Here is a 14,904-nt window from a genome sequence, read left to right as displayed (position 1 = left end):
TTACATACATTTATGTACGTTTATGGCAGTATGTAGCCGTGGAAGAGCTTCTGAGTGTCGACGACGTTGCTGCCCGTCTACAGCTCCGGCCCCGTACCGTGCGCGAGTACATCCGCAGTGGACGTCTGCAAGCGACCCGCATCGGCAAGCAGTACCGCATTCACATCAAGGATCTGAAGCTCATCGAAGGCGGTGCGCCCCTGGCAGCGCCCACCCAGGATGGCGCGTCGACGCGGACTGCGGCCTCCGTCGTCGTTCGCGTCGACGCCGCGAGCGCGGAACAGGAACGGCGAGTCTCAGACCTGCTCAATGCGAATGGGGCGGCACCCCGGGTCGCACTTCAGATCGTGCGAATGCCAGATGATCTCGCGCTCCAGATCATCGCGTCCGGTCCGCTCGAGGCCGTCCTGGACGTCCTCGTCACCATCAACAATGCTGTGGAGATCACGAATGAATGACCTCCGCTATCGCAGCAGCGCTGGTGCCCGCCAGATCCGCGAGACATATGAGCGGCTTCTGCACCGCTACCTGCCCGATGCCGGACAGAGCGTCGCACTCACCTCGATCGGCGAGATCACGGCAATCACCGCCGGATCTCTCACAGCTCCGCCCGTCGTCCTTCTGCACGGCTCGGGCTCGACGGCGCTGTCCTGGGCTCCGACCATCCTGCAGTTGGCCGGGTCGCATCACGTCCTCGCGCTCGATCTGCCCGGCGAGCCAGGTAGGAGCACGCCCACCCGGGTGCCCTTCGCCGCCGAGGATCAAGCCCGCTGGCTCTTCGAAGCGCATCAACAGCTCATCGGCGCCCCGGCCGCCTATGTCGGAGTCTCGCTCGGCGGGTGGATCGCCACGGCGTTCGCGGCACACCGCCCCGAGCTGGTGGAACGTCTGATCCTTCATTCGTCCAGCGGTTTCGGCCCGCGCAAGATCGCCCCGCTCGTTGTTGCCGGCCTCCTCGCCGGGCTCGGGGAGCGCGGCCGGAAGCGTGCTCTGTCCTATCTCACAGGGCCGCACCGGACCGACGAAGCGCGAACAGAACTCCAGCGACAGCTCGACCGGTACGCGATGCAGACCTTCGCACACTTCTCGCCTCGAACCGACAAGCTCCCCGAGCACCCGACGGAGCTGTTGCGGAACATCCGGGGTCGCGTGACCGCCACCTTCGGCGCAAAGGACCGGATGCTCGACGCCGTGGCGGCTGCCAGCCGCATCCGCTCGACGATCCCCGCTGCCGAGGTGGAGCTTCGCTCGCACGAGGGGCACCTTCTCAGCGATCAGCCCCGCCTGACCTACCGCCAACTCACCGACTGAGCAGACGGCGTGGCGATGCGGTATGTCAGGCGATCCGTGCCCTAGCGGGCCGAGAGTCGCTCGCGGACGACGCGGCGCAGCACCTTGCCGATCTGCGAGCGGGGCAGATCCTGCACCTCGACGATCCGCTTGGGCACCTTGTACGAGGTGATGTGCGTGCGCGCGAAGTCCCGCAGCGCGGCCGCGTCGAAGACTGCACCCTCGCGCGTGACGATCGCCGCCACCACATCCTCGCCGCCCGACGGACGGGGGATGCCGACGACGGCCGCCTCCGCCACATCCGGATGCAGCAGCAGCACCTGCTCGACCTCGGTCGGGCTGACGTTGAAGCCCCCCGTGATGATGAGCTCTTTGACGCGGTCGATGACGGTGACGAAGCCGTCCTCGCTCACCGTCACGATGTCGCCGGTGCGCAACCATCCTCCGGGAAGCAGCACGGCCTGGGTCTCGTCGGGCTGTTGCCAATAGCCCTGGAACACCTGCGGGCCGCGGATGAGCAGCTCCCCCGCTTCCCCGGCCGGACGGTCAACGCGCGGATCGTCGGGGTCGACGACCCGGATCTCGGTGCTCGGGAAGGGCACACCCACCGTGCCGGGGCGCCGCGAGGGCCCGATCGGGTTGCCGAGGGCAACCGGGGAGGTTTCGGTCATGCCGTAGCCCTCCACGAGAAGCCCGCCAGTCGCCTCCTCCCAGCGCGTCACCGTCGGTACCGGCAGACTCGTCGCTCCGGAGATCGCGAAACGGATGCTGGAGAGATCGACACCCTTGCGCGTGCTGGCCCGCGAGAGTGCGTCGTAGATCGGCGGCACGGCGGGCAGGAACGTGGGCTTCGACCTCGCGGAGGCGGCGATGACCGCATCCACGTCGAACTTCGGGAACAGCACGACGCGAGCACCCAGCGAGATCGCGAAGGTGAGGCAGAGGGTGAGCCCGTACGCATGGAAGAGCGGGAGCACGGCGTAGAACACCTCGCCACCCTCGGTGAGCCCCGGCACCCAGGCACGCCCCTGCGCGGCGTTCGAGCGGAGGTTGCGGTGCGAGAGGATCGCCGCCTTGGGCGTGCCCGTGGTGCCGCTCGTGAGCTGCAGAAGCGCGGTGTCGTCGAGACGCGGCTTCGGCCACTTACGCGGGAGCTTGCGCACGCGCACGAAGTCGGACCATTCGAGCAGGCCGCGGGCGCGCGGGCGGGTGGTCATGGCTTCGCGCGTCTCCCGCGCCTTCGCGACGGGCAGCCGCAGCGCCAGACGCTTGCCGAAGGGCAGCGCGTCCGGCATCCGCACGGAGACGATGGCCGAGGGCGCGACGTCTTCGGGGAACTCGGCGACCGTGTCGGCGACCTTGTCCCACACGATCGCGACGACGGCGCCGTGCACCTCGAACTGGTGGCGGAGCTCGCGCGGCGTGTAGAGCGGGTTGTGCTCGACGACGATCGCGCCGATGCGCAGGGCAGCGTAGAACGCGACGACGTGTTGGGGGCAGTTCGGCAGGATGAGCGCGACCCGGTCCCCCGCCTGCACGCCCAACTTGCGCAGGGCGTTTGCGGCGCGGGAGACCTGCTCCCCCAGCTCGGCGTACGTCGTCTCGGCGCCGAAGAACTCCAGCGCGACGCGGTCGCCGTAGCGCGAGACGGATGCGTCGAGAAGGTCGACGAGCGTCTCGGTGACGGGCTCGATCTCGGCCGGCACCCCCTCTGCGTAGGAAGCGATCCAGGGGCGGGCCTCGAGCGGTGAGCCGGAGATCGTGTCCGCGGTCATGTCCATTCCTCCCGTGCGCAGCGTTCGGCTCAGCCGGCCGCTGCCTCGTCGAACAACCACTGCACGGATCCTCCGGCGGCGGTGACGTGAGCCGCGACGACCGCGATCGGCAACGCGCCGTCGGCGAGCGCCTCGGCCAGCGCATCCTTCTTGCCTGCACCGGTCGCGAAGACGACCACATGCTGCGCACCGTCCAGCGCCTTGAGGGTGAGCGTGATGCGCGTGGGCGGCGGCTTGGGAGAGTTGTGGACTGGGATCACGAGCTCGTCGACCGGGCGGAAGTCGGGATGCCCGGGGAACAGCGACAGTGTGTGTCCGTCTTCTCCGACGCCGAGCCAGACCAGGTCCAGGCGCGGCGCTCCCGCATCCGTCTTCGGCAGCGCTGCGATCGCCGCGGCGTACCGGCGCGCGGATTCATCCTCGTCGACGTCCGTGTCGGGACGCAGCTGCACCATGGCGTCGAAGCCGGGCTGGTCCAGCAGCGCGGGAGCGATCGTGCCCCAGTTCGACTGCGGGTCACTCAGCGGCACCGAACGCTCATCGCCGATCAGGACCGTGACCTTCGACCAGTCGATCGCGTCCGCATCCTGGGCAGCGAGGATCGCGTAGGCCGCCATCGGCGAGCTTCCGCCGGCGAGCACCCAGACAGCGCCGCCGTTCGCCTCGATCGCGGCGCCCAGCGTGCGAACCGCGTCGCGGGCGGCCTCGGCGGCGACGTCCGCGGCCTGCGGGAAGGTGGTGATCGAACCGTAGGTCACGATGGACTTCTCTCGTCTCGGATGAGGTCGGATGAGCGGGTACCGCGGTGTTCGCGGCGAGCAGCCTCGCCCTCCTCGATTCAACCCCAGGTCGTATGCGATCCGGTGCATGGCAGCTGGGAAACTGGCCGGGTGGATCTCAGCACCGCCTCCCTGCCCGTCGCCCTCACTCCGCTCGGCTCCGCCGTCGGCCGCCCGGTCCTCGTCCTCCCCGGCGGACCGTGCCGCCCGCCCGAGTACCTCACCGACTTCGCCGGACTCGGCGAGCGCCACCCCCTCGTCGTTCTCCACCCGCGCGGCACGCCCGCATCCGGCGGCCTCTCCCGAGGATGGTGGACGGACGCCGAGGACGTCGTCGCAGCGATCGACGCGCTCGGGATCGACACGATCGACATCATCGGCCATTCGGCGGGCACGCGCCTCTCGCTCGCGTTGGCGACCCGGTTCCCCGACAGGGTGCGCTCGCTGGCCCTTGTGACGCCGCCCGCGACCTGGCTGACCGGCACCGCGCACGACGGCGACGACCTCGTCGCGCTTCGAGAGGACCCGCAGGGCCTCGACGGGTACAGATCCGTCGTGAACGACGAACCCCAGACGCAGGAGGCCTTCGAGGAGGTCTTCCGCCGGCAGGCACCCGCCACCTACGCACGGTGGACGGCGACCGAGCAGGCGCATGCGAGCATCGGGCGCATGAGTCTCGCCGCGGCCGAGGCCTGGTTCCGCGACATCCCCGCCGATGCCGTCGACCTCATCCGCGCCGCGTCACTGCCATCCACGCTCGTCGTCGGCGGCGACGTCGACTTGTTGACCGGTCGCCGCCCGGTCGAGGCGTACGCCGGAGCCCTCGGCGCCGAGCTCGCCATGATCAGCGACTGCGGGCACTACCCCTGGGTGGAGAAGCCGGAGGAGTTCCACCGCATCCTCGATGCGTGGCTCACCGCGCAGCGATGATCACCCCGAGGCGCGCAACACCTGATGCATGCCGGTGCGCTCGGGCGCCACGTCCGCGAAACCGCGCGACTCGTAGAGGCGCCGTCCGGGAGGGTCCGCGGTCAGTGTGACGTAGGCGCCGTCCTCCGCACGATCGCGGATCTCCTGGAGCAGCCCGTCGAGGATGATCGAGCCGAGGCCCAGACCTTGGTGATCCGGCAACGTCGCCATGTCGGCGATGAGGAAGTACCAGCCGCCGTCGCCGACGACTCGGCCCATCGCGACCGTCCGCCCCTCGGCATCCGTCACTCGGCGGAAGGTCCATGTGCCGGCGATCGCCGCATCCGCCTGGGTCACAGTTTTCGGCGACAGCCCGCTCTCGGCGCGCAGCGTGCAGTAGTCCGCGGCGGTCGGAGGGTCGGCGTGGAGGCGGTAGCCGGTGGGAAGCGGACGCGGCGCAGTCATGATTCGAGTCTCTCGCAGATGGCGTCGCCACTCGCGGATCGTTCACGCAGTCGCCTTCGCGTGCCACTCCGCTGCATCCGCAGGGCTCGGATCACGGCACGCTCCGGGTGATCGCCGCATTCGCGATTCGAGAAGGTGTTGAGGCGTGGCGCGGCGACGCCTGCGCGACCTCGGTCGGAATGGTGCTCGAGAACGAGCACTGAGCGAAGGTCAGCTCTTCGAACCGCTGACCGCCAGCACCCCGCCGAGACCGATCATCATGACGCCGCCGGCGCCGGAGAGCGTGGAGATACGTCGCGGCGAACGGCCGAACCAGGCCCGCGCCGTTCCCGCGGCGAGCGCCCACACGCTGTCGCATACGAGAGCGAGCGTCTGGAAGATCAGTCCCAAGAGCAGCAGCTGCAGCCATACCGCACCACTCGCAGGGTCGACGAACTGCGGCAGGACCGCCACGAAGAAGGCGATCGTCTTCGGGTTCGTGAGCCCCACGACGAAGCCCTGGCGCAGCAACGTGAAGGTCGAGACCGGCGCACGGTCGACACCGTCGACGCGGGCGCGCCGGTGACGGATCGCCTGGATTCCGAGCCAGACGAGATACACCGCGCCAGCGACCTTGATGACCGTGAACGCGACGACGGATGAAGCGACGATCGCGCCGACACCGAAGGCGACCGCCACGACCGCGGGCACCGTGCCGAGGGCGTTGCCCACGACACTCAGAACACCGGCGCGACGCCCGAGCGCGATCGATCGTCCGATCACGAACAGCACACTGGGCCCGGGGATCACGATGATCACCACCGACGTCACGACGAAGGCGACGAGGTTCTCGAACGGGATCATGGCCGAACTCTAGCGGCCGACTGTTTCCGGCGCAGTCAGTGGCTCTGGCCGAGCCGGCGCGGACGCATCCGGTGCGCCACCCACGCCAAGATGGCAGGAACCGCGAGACCGATCAGTGCGCCCGCGGCGACATCATGCAGGTAGTGCGCTCCCTCGACGCTGACGATGACGTGGTCGGCCGCGGATCGTCCTCCCGGTGTATTCGTCTCCCGCCGAAGTCGGATACCTTCGGCGGGCCGTCATCAGCCTCGGTCGAGCGCAGCGATCGCCACTGCCGCGACGCCCGCGTCGTAGAGGACGAGATGACCGTCGCCGAGGACCCGCGCCGTGCCGGCGTCGAGCGGCACCTCGAGCCAGGACTCCGACGCGAGGTCCAGCTCCACCACGAGCCCGGACGACGTGCGCAACCGCACCTCGTGAACCGGACCCCACCGACGGTGGGCGATCACTCGCGCGCGCGGGAACAGTGCGTGAACGACGGCGCTCTCCGCGGCAACGCGGGGATCGTCGACGATCACGACGAGGTCGAGGTCGCTCGCCATCGTCTCGGTGCCGCGTGCGTAGGAGCCCACCTGGATCACCGAATGAACGGCCGAATCCACACGCGCCCAGTCCACGACGCGGCGCGCGGTCGCCGACGCTGCGCGGCGCCGCCCTTTCAGCCGCACCGGCATGGGATGCGGTCAGTCGCGGCCGTGGTCGACGACCGCCTCCTCGGCAGCGTCCATCGCCGCCTCGCCCTCTTCGTGCGACTCGGAGCCGGCGGATGCGGCGGAGTCGTCGGACTTCTTCGCGTCGCGCTCGTCGCGTCCGGTGTTCTCGGCGTTGCTCATCACGATCTCCCTCGTGGTCGTTGCCTTCGGATTCGGAACACGTCCAGTCCACTCCTCCGCAGCGACATGCGCAGGGGGGTTGCGCAGCACGTGCATGCTGCACAATTCAGCCTTCGCCGCCCGGCCGACCGGTGCTGGTCCGCGCGGAAGGCACCGATGGCTGAGTTGTGCGGTCGGAGCCGCGCTGCGTCTCTTGCAGCACCCCGACTGGTTCGCCGACCGCGTGCGCGCGTGGCTCGCCGCGGCGGACTGAAGAGCCCGTCCATCCGCGAACCTGGGCTTCGGCTATGCGTCAGCAAAGAATCACGAAAAGGTAACGGAAACCTCTTCCCCTCCGTTATCTCACCGTTATAGAGTGCTCGCACGGTAGTTGTTTTGCTGTGGCAGCTACCGACATGTGATTGCAGGACACTCTTGGTGCAAAGGGACAAGGGCCGGTCGGAAGCCTCTCCGACCGGCCCTTACTGCATCACCGGAACACTCGCGAAACCACCCGCGAGCACGGCGATCACCCCCTCCACCTGAGCGTCATCCCGCGTCGTGAGCCACCACTCCGCGAGCCCGTCCGCCGCCGCATGGATCGCCGAGACCACCACCTGCGGCGATACCAATTGGGTGCCGCGCTGCGCACACCAGAGCTCGAGCCGCTCCGCGATCATCCGCCGATACGCGGCGGATTCCGCGCGAGCCGCATCCACCAGCGCATCGGATGCGCGGGCGAGAGTGGTCAGTTCCGCCAGGCGCTCGAACCTGCGGGGGTCGGAGCGCACCTCCGCAAGGAAGGAGCCCAGCGCCGCGGCCACCGCCACCTCCAACGTCTGGGCAGGTAGCGGCTCGGCCCAGACCCGCGCAGCGAGGCGCTCGGACTCCCGATCCAGCAATGCGGCGACGAGCGCAGCCTTCGTCCCGAACGCGTAGTTCACCACGCGATGCGCCACGCCGGCACGCTGCGCCACCGAGCGCAAGGAGAGAGCACCGGCGCCCTCTTCCACCATGACCTCCACGGCCGCATCGAGGAGCTGCCTGCGACGTTCCGTCACTCCCAGATAGGGCCGTGACTGTGGTTCATCCTTCACAGCATCCTCCGAGCCGGTGGTCGATCGTCGCATCCATACTAGTTTTATCCATCTGGACCAATTGGAGCGTCATGTCGAACATCATCGTCACTCCCGCCCGCGCCGAGGAGCTGCGTCCCGCGGCCTCGATCCTCGCCGAGGCTTTCGAGCACGACCCCGTTCTCGGCGTCATCGTGCCGCAGCGCGACCGCCGGCGCGAGCGCCTGACGGATCTGTTCGAGGCGACACTGAACGCCGGACCGTACACGACGGGCACGGTCGATCTCGCCCGCAGCAGTGACGGCGAACTGCTGGGCGTGGCGGCGTGGGAGGGACCCGAAGCGCGGCGCGGGGCGCTGGGGCGCCTAGCCCGTCGACTCCCGCTGTTCGTCCGCTCGATGGGATGGATGCGGCTCGCGGGTGCCTTCGCGATGCTGAGCCGGATGGAGCGGTACCGGCCGACGGCGCCGCACTGGTACCTGGCCGAGATCGGCGTCAACCCCCGCGCCCGCGGTCGAGGCGTGGGAGCGACCCTGCTCTCCACGCACCTGCGTGCGCTCGACACCATGCGCCAGAACGCGTACCTCGAATCATCGACCCCTGACAACCGGCGTCTCTACCGTCGATTCGGCTTCGAGGAGCTCGCTCCCATCACGGGCCTTCCCGGAGCCCGGCCGGTCGCCATGCTGCGTCGCCCGGTGGGCTGAAGCGCGACGCCACTCGGTCGGCGACATCCCGCCCAGCGCCGGGTCGCACGCCGCAGCGACCGCGCATCCGCAAAGCCGGCCGCGGCCGCCACCTCGCCCAAGGACGGAGCGGATGCGGCTCGCCCGCGCGCGGCGGGAGTGCCCAGCACGCTGCAGGTCGCGCCCGGCCACATCCACGCGTTCACCAATGCCACCGGCGTCGGCCGGACGAGCAGCGCCGCCTTGGCCGAAGCGGTCGACGCGCTCGTGGCGGGCATGCGCGCCGCCCGCCTGACGCGCTAGTACGCGCCGTGGGCGCGCCGACGCGCGCGGGATTCGATGACGACCCCGACAGTGCCCACGACCCACAGCGCGAACGTCGCGCTCATGGCCAGCCGCAACTGGTCCCGGGTGTACGCGGCGGGATCGGCACCCTGCAGATCGAGCACGACCCCGATCACGTAGACGAGCACGAGGGCCGCGATGAAGCCGCCCATGTTGACCACGCCGGTCGCGGTCGACAGGCGCGAGAGCGGGTTGTCCCGGCGCACCACGTCGAAGGCGATCATGGATGCGGCGCCGCCGCTGGAGAGGGTGACGACCCACACGACGAGCAGCCACAGCGGGGCCTCGCCCGGGGTGATGAGCACGGCTGCCAGCGCCACCGCCTGGGCGGCGACGGAGCCCAGCGCGACCAGAGCGCGGCGGCCGGGATGCGCAGCCGAGAGCATGCCCATCAGCGGGGCGAACACCGCACCGCTCAGCACGAACACGGTCACCAGACCCGCGGCCGCATCACGGGACAGCCCCTCGCCCGCCATGAGGAACGGAATGCCCCACAGCAGCGCGAACGCCGTACCGGCGAACGGTGTGACGAAGTGGATCCAGAACCCGAGGCGCGTGCCCGGCTCGCGCAGCGCCGCGATCACGAGCGCGAACTGGCGCGGGCGCGGCCTGCCGTCCGCGGCCACGGGCCGACCCCGCTCGCGGATGATCAGCGCATCGAGAACGGCGAAGACGACGAAGACTCCGGCGACGGCCGCGAAGGCGCTCTCCCAGCCGATGCCGTGCGCAAGGGAGGTGAGCAGCACCACGCTGAGCACCTGGCCGAGCTGGCCGAACTGTGCGGTGATCTGCTGCAGCACCGGCACGCGCTTGGCGGGCAGCCAGAGTGCGATGAGGCGCAAGACGCTGGGGAAGATGAGTGCGTCGCCGGCTCCGGTCAAGAGGCGCGCCAGGATCGCGGAGGGCACGTCGGGGGCGAACGCCAGCCACAGCGAGCCGCCGGCCATGGTCAGCATCCCGACCGTTCCGATGACGCGGGCACCCCAGCGATCCAGCAGCAGACCCGCCGGGATCTGCATGGCGCCGTAGACCGCGAGCTGAAGGGTAGTGAACAGGGCGAGCGTGCTCGATCCGGCGTCGAAGCGCACCGCCATGTCGGTGCCGAGGCCGGCGAGCGAGCTGCGACCCACGATCGCGACGAGGTAGGTGAAGGCGCCGGCGACCCAGATGATCCAGGGCAGGGCCCCGCGAGCCGGGCCCGGGACGCGGATCGTGCCGGTCGAGGCTCCGTAGTCGGTCATTTCGGGTGCGGGGCAGCCGGGAAGGGGCGCACTCCGCGAGCGAAAGACATCGACCCCATTCTACCGAGCGCTCAGACGCCGCCTCCGCCGCCACCACCACCGCCGCCGCCCGCGGACCCGCCGCCGGCCGAACCGCCGGAACTGCTCGAACTGGAGACGGCCGCGGCCGAGAGCGAGCTGACACCGCTCGTGAAGGCGCTCACGTTGAAGGCGGTCGCCCCGGCGTACCAGACCGGCGCGCCGGCGCTCTCGTAGTAGACGGCCAGCTGAGCGGCCCACTGCTTCTCCAGGCCGAACACCACCGCGTAGGGCAGCAGCGGTTCGTAGATCGCGAGGACCGCCGCCGCATCCGTCGCGTCGACCGGAAGACGCTCGGCCGTCTGGGGCGACTGCAGCATGCGGATGCGGTCGGCCTCCGCCCAGCTGATGAAGAGCCGGAGGCCGGCGAGCTGCTCCCGCGTCTCGGCACCCTTGGGGCTCAGCGGACGGTGGAAGAGCAGCAGCAGCCCGACGAGCCCGACCACCACTGCGACGATCAGCGCGGTGAGGGGGACGGCCGGATGCACCTGTGCGGACAAGGCCAACGCTCCCGTGACGACGGTCGCCACCGCCGCGGCGGCCAACGCCCAGACGACCGGAGGACGAACCCCGCGTCGCACCCTCCGGTAGATGCCGCGCTCGACCAGTTCCGCGCCGGCCCAGCTGCGCATGTCCTCCGCGGCCTGAGCGAGCGCCGTGTTGCGGTCGCCGAACACGAACTCAGCACCTGGCCGCGCGTCCTCACCGAACAGCCCCTCGATGAACTCCGCGCCGTCCTGGCGGGCGCGAGACGGATCCACCAGCACCGCCCGCAGTTTGGGCCGCGCGCGGGATCCGCCCGGCACCTCTTCGATGCGGATCGCGCCCCGCACGGCGAGCTCCAGCAGTGCCGCGGGCGCGGCCTTCGAGGGCTTGGACAACAGCACGGCAGCCGTCAGGGGCGTGACGCCCGCGGGAGGGTCGTACTCGGCGACGACGAGGCCGCGGCCGGGAGAGTCGCGCAGTACCCTGCGCCGGACGACGATCGCCCACGCGAAAGCACCCAGGAGAGCCAGGAACGATCCGCTCTGAGCCCAGCCCCACCCGGAGGCGAAGTAGCTGCTGTCGAACAGCACGAAGGTGCCGGGCTCGAACCCCACCGACAGCGTGACCGTCTGGCGAGGCGCGATGTTCGCCACCGACACGGATGCGGCCGCCGCATCCGTGTCGAGGGTGATCGGGCACGTCGTCGCATCCCCCTGCGCACCCACGTAGCAGGCGGCCGCGCCGGTGAGGGAGTCTGCGAGCGCGGGATCGACGTGAAGGGTCGCGGAGACGGAGCCGAAAGCCTGCCCCCAGTCGACGCCGTTCACGTCCCAGTAGAACTCCTCCGTCCCCGTCTTGGGGAAGTACCAGGTGACATTGCTCAGGTCGTAGGTGAAGACATAGGTCTGTGCGCCGTGCACGAAGTCGTCCACGCGCGAGGTCACGCTCCACGTTCCGTCGTCGCTGTCGACCTCGGCATCCCGGGGCACGCCCGTCTCGTCGGTGACGGAGACGAGCTCGGGCCGCAGCGGCTGACCGTTGTACGTGTCGGGGATGGTGCGGCGCATGCCGTGGTTCTGATCGGTCTCGGGGAACTCAGCGACGAAACGCTCGACGACGTGCAGCCGGGAGGTGCCGTCATCCGCGCGGGTCAGCGTGTAGTCGACGTCGAGACTGCGGAACGCGAAGTCGTCGACGCCGGCCTGAACGATTGTGGCGGGCTTCGGGAGCGCGGGCGCCTGCGGTGCGGCGGCGAATCCCGTCACTGTGAGAGCGAGGGCGAGAGCGGATGCGGCGGCGATGACGCGCGTGATTGCCCCAGCGATCATGGCACCAGCCTATGCCGGGCACGGCGTACGCTATCGGGCATGAGCGACCGCCGCCTGGCCATCGACGCCTGGGAGAGCCTGTTCCGGGCCCAGCACGAGATCTTCGCTGAGGTGGGTGCCGATTTCGAGCAGAGCGGCCTGCAGCAGGGCGAGTACGACGTGCTCCTGACCGTCACGCGCGCGCCCGACATGTCGGCGCGGCTGCGCGACGTGACGCGCAACATGCTCATCAGCCAGCCCAGCGTCTCGCGTCTGGTCGACCGGATGGTCGCGCGCGGGCTCCTCTCCAAGTGCACCGACCCCGACGACGGCCGCGGCGCCATCGTCCGCGCGACCGACACGGGTGCGCGCCTGTTCCGCTCCATCGCGGCCGTGCACAGCCGATCGATCGCCGAGCACATGTCGACCCTCGACGACGACGAGCTGCGCACCCTGCTGGATCTCACGCAGAAGCTGCGGCCCCGTCGGGACTGAGCGCCCACTCAGCACTCGATGACGTTGACGGCGAGACCGCCCTCACTGGTCTCCTTATACTTCGTCGACATGTCGATGCCCGTCTGACGCATCGTCTCGACGACGGTGTCGAGCGAGACGTAGTGCGAACCGTCTCCGCGCAGCGCGAGCCGGGCGGCGGTGACCGCGGTGGCCGCGGCGATGGCGTTGCGTTCGATGCACGGGATCTGCACGAGCCCGCCGACGGGGTCGCAGGTGAGACCCAGATGGTGCTCCATCGCGATCTCGGCCGCGTTCTCGATCTGCGCGGGGGTGCCACCCATGACGGCCGTGAGACCGCCCGCCGCCATCGCGCAGGCTGAGCCGACCTCCGCCTGGCACCCGCCCTCGGCACCCGAGATCGAGGCGTTCGCTTTGAACAGCGATCCGAGCGCGGTCGCCGTCAGCAGGAACCGCCGGATGCCGCGCGGGCGCTCATCGTCGGCGATCGCCCGGTCGAGGCCGACGCCCGCATCCGCGAGGAACCGCCACCAGTACATGGCGACGGCGGGAAGGATGCCGGCTGCCCCGTTCGTGGGAGCCGTCACCACCCGCCCTCCCGACGCGTTCTCCTCGTTGACGGCGAGCGCGAAGGCTCCGAGCCACTCGCCGGGAAGCTCGCGGTGGCCGATCGCCTGGGCGCTCTCGAGCTGCGCACGCAGCGAACCGGCTCGGCGCTTCACCCCGAGCTGTCCCGGGAGCACGCCGTCGTGGGCGAGCCCGGCCGCGATGCACGCGCTCATCGCGGCCCAGATCGCGTCGAGTCCACTGCGCACCTCGTCCTCGCTGCGCCAGGCTTCCTCGTTGCGGCGGGCGATCTCCGCGATGGAGAGGCCGGTCTCGGCGCAGAGCGCGAGCAACTGGGCGGCGCTGGCGTACGGGTGGGGCACGGCCGCGGGCACGCCCGCCGCCTCGCCGTCGCGGCGGATGAAGCCGCCGCCGACCGAGAAGTAGGTGTCCGTCGCGACGGGCTCGCCCGCCGCATCCCACGCCGTCAGCGTGAGGGCGTTGGGGTGCTCCGGACGACGGACGCGGGGCGAGAGCACGATGTCATCGGCGCGGAAGCGGATCGGGTGGATGCCGGCGAGCTCGAGGATCGTGTCGTCACCGATCGTGGACCATGCGCCGCGCACCAACTCCGGATCCACCGTGTCGGGGCGGTGGCCCGCCAGCCCCGCGACGATCGCGTCGGGGGTGCCGTGCCCGATGCCCGTCGCCCCCAGCGAGCCGAACAGCTCGCACCGCACACGATCCACGCGCTCCAGCAGGCCCGCATCCGCGAGCCGGTCGGCGAAGGCCCCGGCGGCGCGCATCGGCCCGACGGTGTGGGAGCTCGAGGGTCCGACACCGATGGAGAACAGCTCGAACGCCGAGACGTATGCGCTCACCCCGTCAGCCTACGCTCGGCATCATCCGGATGCGGCGGGGTCACGCCTCGACGTCGATGCGCTCGGGATGCGCGTAGATGTTCAGGGACGCGCCCCGGGAGAACCCCACGAGCGTGAGGTGCATCGACGATGCGAGCTCCACAGCGAGCGAGGAGGGCGCCGAGACCGCGGCCAGCAAGGGGATGCCCGCCATGACCGCCTTCTGCACGAGCTCGAAGCTCGCACGGCCCGACACCTGCAGTACCGTGCCCGCCAGCGGCAGCCGGTCGGCGAGCAGAGCCCAGCCGATCACCTTGTCGACCGCGTTGTGGCGCCCGACGTCCTCACGCAGGACGAGCATCTCGCCCGTCGCGATGTCGAAGAGCGCCGCCGCGTGCAGACCGCCCGTCTTCTCGAACAGCGCCTGGCCGCTGCGCAGCGCGTCGGGGAGCGAGGCGAGCCATCGCGCGGGTGCACGGCTCTCGTCGGAGGCCAGGTCGAAACGCGACACCTTGGTGATCTGTTCGATGGATGCGGCTCCGCAGACGCCGCAGGAGCTCGTCGTGTAGAAGTTACGGGCCGCATCCTTGGCGGGGATCTCGCGGCCGGGCGCCAGTGCCATGTCGAGGACGTTGTAGGTGTTCTCGCTCTGTGGCGCACCGACCGGGGTGCTGCCCGGGCCCCCGCAGTGGATCGCGCTGCGGACGTCGGAGCCGGCGGCGATGACGCCCTCCCCCGTGAGGAAACCGGCGGCCAGTTCGAGATCGTGACCCGGGGTGCGCATCGTCACGACGAGCGGTTCCCCGCCCACGCGCACCTCCAGCGGCTCCTCCACGACGACCGTGTCGGCACGACGGCGCGTCGCGACACCCTCGTCCGTGAAGGCGATGCGTGTGACCGGCGTGCGCTCGGTGAGTCGTCCCATGCCGCGC

The 14,904-nt window shown here is 70.2% G+C and carries 17 protein-coding genes; 6 read left to right on the top strand and 11 right to left on the bottom strand.

The window, feature by feature from the left end; all coding sequences use genetic code 11:
* The first annotated feature begins 38 nt into the window (after nt 1-38).
* Complete coding sequence (locus tag LXM64_RS02925) at nt 39-458, top strand: helix-turn-helix domain-containing protein (protein WP_137417977.1); 420 nt, start codon at nt 39-41, stop codon at nt 456-458.
* A complete protein-coding gene (locus tag LXM64_RS02920; protein ID WP_234074547.1) occupies nt 451-1,311 on the top strand; it encodes an alpha/beta fold hydrolase in 861 nt (286 codons plus the stop codon). The genes LXM64_RS02925 and LXM64_RS02920 overlap by 8 nt, the downstream gene beginning before the upstream one ends.
* A gap of 41 nt (nt 1,312-1,352) precedes the next feature.
* Here the strand turns inward: LXM64_RS02920 and LXM64_RS02915 are convergent, their stop codons facing one another.
* Both LXM64_RS02915 and pgl read right to left on the bottom strand, forming a co-directional pair.
* Entirely contained in the window at nt 1,353-3,065 is a 1,713-nt protein-coding gene (locus tag LXM64_RS02915) for a long-chain-fatty-acid--CoA ligase (protein WP_234074546.1), read from the bottom strand.
* Nucleotides 3,066-3,094: 29 nt separating this feature from the next.
* A complete protein-coding gene (gene pgl, locus LXM64_RS02910) occupies nt 3,095-3,823 on the bottom strand; it encodes a 6-phosphogluconolactonase (protein WP_234074545.1) in 729 nt (242 codons plus the stop codon).
* A 132-nt stretch (nt 3,824-3,955) separates the two neighbouring features.
* Between pgl and LXM64_RS02905 the strand changes: the two genes are divergently transcribed.
* Complete coding sequence (locus LXM64_RS02905; RefSeq protein ID WP_234074544.1) at nt 3,956-4,774, top strand: alpha/beta fold hydrolase; 819 nt, start codon at nt 3,956-3,958, stop codon at nt 4,772-4,774.
* Here LXM64_RS02905 and LXM64_RS02900 read toward each other — a convergent pair whose 3' ends face one another.
* The 5 genes from LXM64_RS02900 to LXM64_RS02880 form a co-directional block, all read right to left on the bottom strand.
* The gene (locus tag LXM64_RS02900) at nt 4,775-5,218 is read right to left on the bottom strand and encodes a GNAT family N-acetyltransferase (protein ID WP_234074543.1); all 444 of its coding nucleotides are present in this window, start codon (nt 5,216-5,218) and stop codon (nt 4,775-4,777) included.
* Nucleotides 5,219-5,428: 210 nt separating this feature from the next.
* Entirely contained in the window at nt 5,429-6,061 is a 633-nt protein-coding gene (locus tag LXM64_RS02895; protein ID WP_234074542.1) for a LysE family translocator, read from the bottom strand.
* Between the two features lie 242 nt (nt 6,062-6,303).
* Entirely contained in the window at nt 6,304-6,663 is a 360-nt protein-coding gene (locus LXM64_RS02890) for a nucleotidyltransferase domain-containing protein (protein WP_234074541.1), read from the bottom strand.
* 81 nt (nt 6,664-6,744) lie between these two features.
* Nucleotides 6,745-6,894: a hypothetical protein gene (locus LXM64_RS02885; protein WP_234074540.1), complete on the bottom strand. Its 150-nt coding sequence runs from the start codon at nt 6,892-6,894 to the stop codon at nt 6,745-6,747.
* Nucleotides 6,895-7,355: 461 nt separating this feature from the next.
* On the bottom strand, nt 7,356-7,970 hold the full coding sequence (locus LXM64_RS02880) for a TetR/AcrR family transcriptional regulator (protein ID WP_234074539.1): 615 nt from the start codon (nt 7,968-7,970) through the stop codon (nt 7,356-7,358).
* A 71-nt stretch (nt 7,971-8,041) separates the two neighbouring features.
* Between LXM64_RS02880 and LXM64_RS02875 the strand changes: the two genes are divergently transcribed.
* Complete coding sequence (locus tag LXM64_RS02875; protein ID WP_234074538.1) at nt 8,042-8,656, top strand: GNAT family N-acetyltransferase; 615 nt, start codon at nt 8,042-8,044, stop codon at nt 8,654-8,656.
* Between the two features lie 138 nt (nt 8,657-8,794).
* Nucleotides 8,795-8,938, top strand: coding sequence for a hypothetical protein (locus LXM64_RS02870; RefSeq protein ID WP_234074537.1), 144 nt, complete (start codon nt 8,795-8,797; stop codon nt 8,936-8,938).
* Here LXM64_RS02870 and LXM64_RS02865 read toward each other — a convergent pair.
* Nucleotides 8,935-10,221, bottom strand: coding sequence for an MFS transporter (locus LXM64_RS02865; RefSeq protein ID WP_234074536.1), 1,287 nt, complete (start codon nt 10,219-10,221; stop codon nt 8,935-8,937). The genes LXM64_RS02870 and LXM64_RS02865 overlap by 4 nt on opposite strands.
* A gap of 71 nt (nt 10,222-10,292) precedes the next feature.
* Nucleotides 10,293-12,113, bottom strand: coding sequence for a DUF2207 family protein (locus LXM64_RS02860; RefSeq protein WP_234074535.1), 1,821 nt, complete (start codon nt 12,111-12,113; stop codon nt 10,293-10,295).
* Between the two features lie 39 nt (nt 12,114-12,152).
* Between LXM64_RS02860 and LXM64_RS02855 the strand changes: the two genes are divergently transcribed.
* Nucleotides 12,153-12,587, top strand: a complete 435-nt coding sequence (locus tag LXM64_RS02855; protein WP_234074534.1) for a MarR family winged helix-turn-helix transcriptional regulator — start codon at nt 12,153-12,155, stop codon at nt 12,585-12,587.
* A gap of 8 nt (nt 12,588-12,595) precedes the next feature.
* Here the strand turns inward: LXM64_RS02855 and LXM64_RS02850 are convergent, their stop codons facing one another.
* A complete protein-coding gene (locus LXM64_RS02850) occupies nt 12,596-13,993 on the bottom strand; it encodes an L-serine ammonia-lyase (RefSeq protein WP_234074533.1) in 1,398 nt (465 codons plus the stop codon).
* A gap of 40 nt (nt 13,994-14,033) precedes the next feature.
* Nucleotides 14,034-14,897, bottom strand: coding sequence for a formate dehydrogenase accessory sulfurtransferase FdhD (gene fdhD, locus LXM64_RS02845; protein WP_234074532.1), 864 nt, complete (start codon nt 14,895-14,897; stop codon nt 14,034-14,036).
* Between the last annotated feature and the right edge of the window lie 7 nt (nt 14,898-14,904).

This window comes from Microbacterium binotii (genome assembly GCF_021398715.1).
Classification (GTDB): domain Bacteria; phylum Actinomycetota; class Actinomycetes; order Actinomycetales; family Microbacteriaceae; genus Microbacterium; species Microbacterium binotii_A.
This window is presented reverse-complemented; position numbering and strand designations above follow the sequence as displayed.

Coding starts and splice junctions, on each gene's coding strand:
- LXM64_RS02920 (WP_234074547.1), top strand. CDS start 451: ATGAATGACCTCCGCTATCGCAGCAGCGCTGGTGCCCGCCAGATCCGC.
- LXM64_RS02915 (WP_234074546.1), bottom strand. CDS start 3,065: ATGACCGCGGACACGATCTCCGGCTCACCGCTCGAGGCCCGCCCCTGG.
- LXM64_RS02900 (WP_234074543.1), bottom strand. CDS start 5,218: ATGACTGCGCCGCGTCCGCTTCCCACCGGCTACCGCCTCCACGCCGAC.
- LXM64_RS02895 (WP_234074542.1), bottom strand. CDS start 6,061: ATGATCCCGTTCGAGAACCTCGTCGCCTTCGTCGTGACGTCGGTGGTG.
- LXM64_RS02885 (WP_234074540.1), bottom strand. CDS start 6,894: ATGAGCAACGCCGAGAACACCGGACGCGACGAGCGCGACGCGAAGAAG.
- LXM64_RS02875 (WP_234074538.1), top strand. CDS start 8,042: ATGTCGAACATCATCGTCACTCCCGCCCGCGCCGAGGAGCTGCGTCCC.
- LXM64_RS02865 (WP_234074536.1), bottom strand. CDS start 10,221: ATGACCGACTACGGAGCCTCGACCGGCACGATCCGCGTCCCGGGCCCG.
- LXM64_RS02860 (WP_234074535.1), bottom strand. CDS start 12,113: ATGATCGCTGGGGCAATCACGCGCGTCATCGCCGCCGCATCCGCTCTC.
- LXM64_RS02855 (WP_234074534.1), top strand. CDS start 12,153: ATGAGCGACCGCCGCCTGGCCATCGACGCCTGGGAGAGCCTGTTCCGG.
- fdhD (WP_234074532.1), bottom strand. CDS start 14,897: ATGGGACGACTCACCGAGCGCACGCCGGTCACACGCATCGCCTTCACG.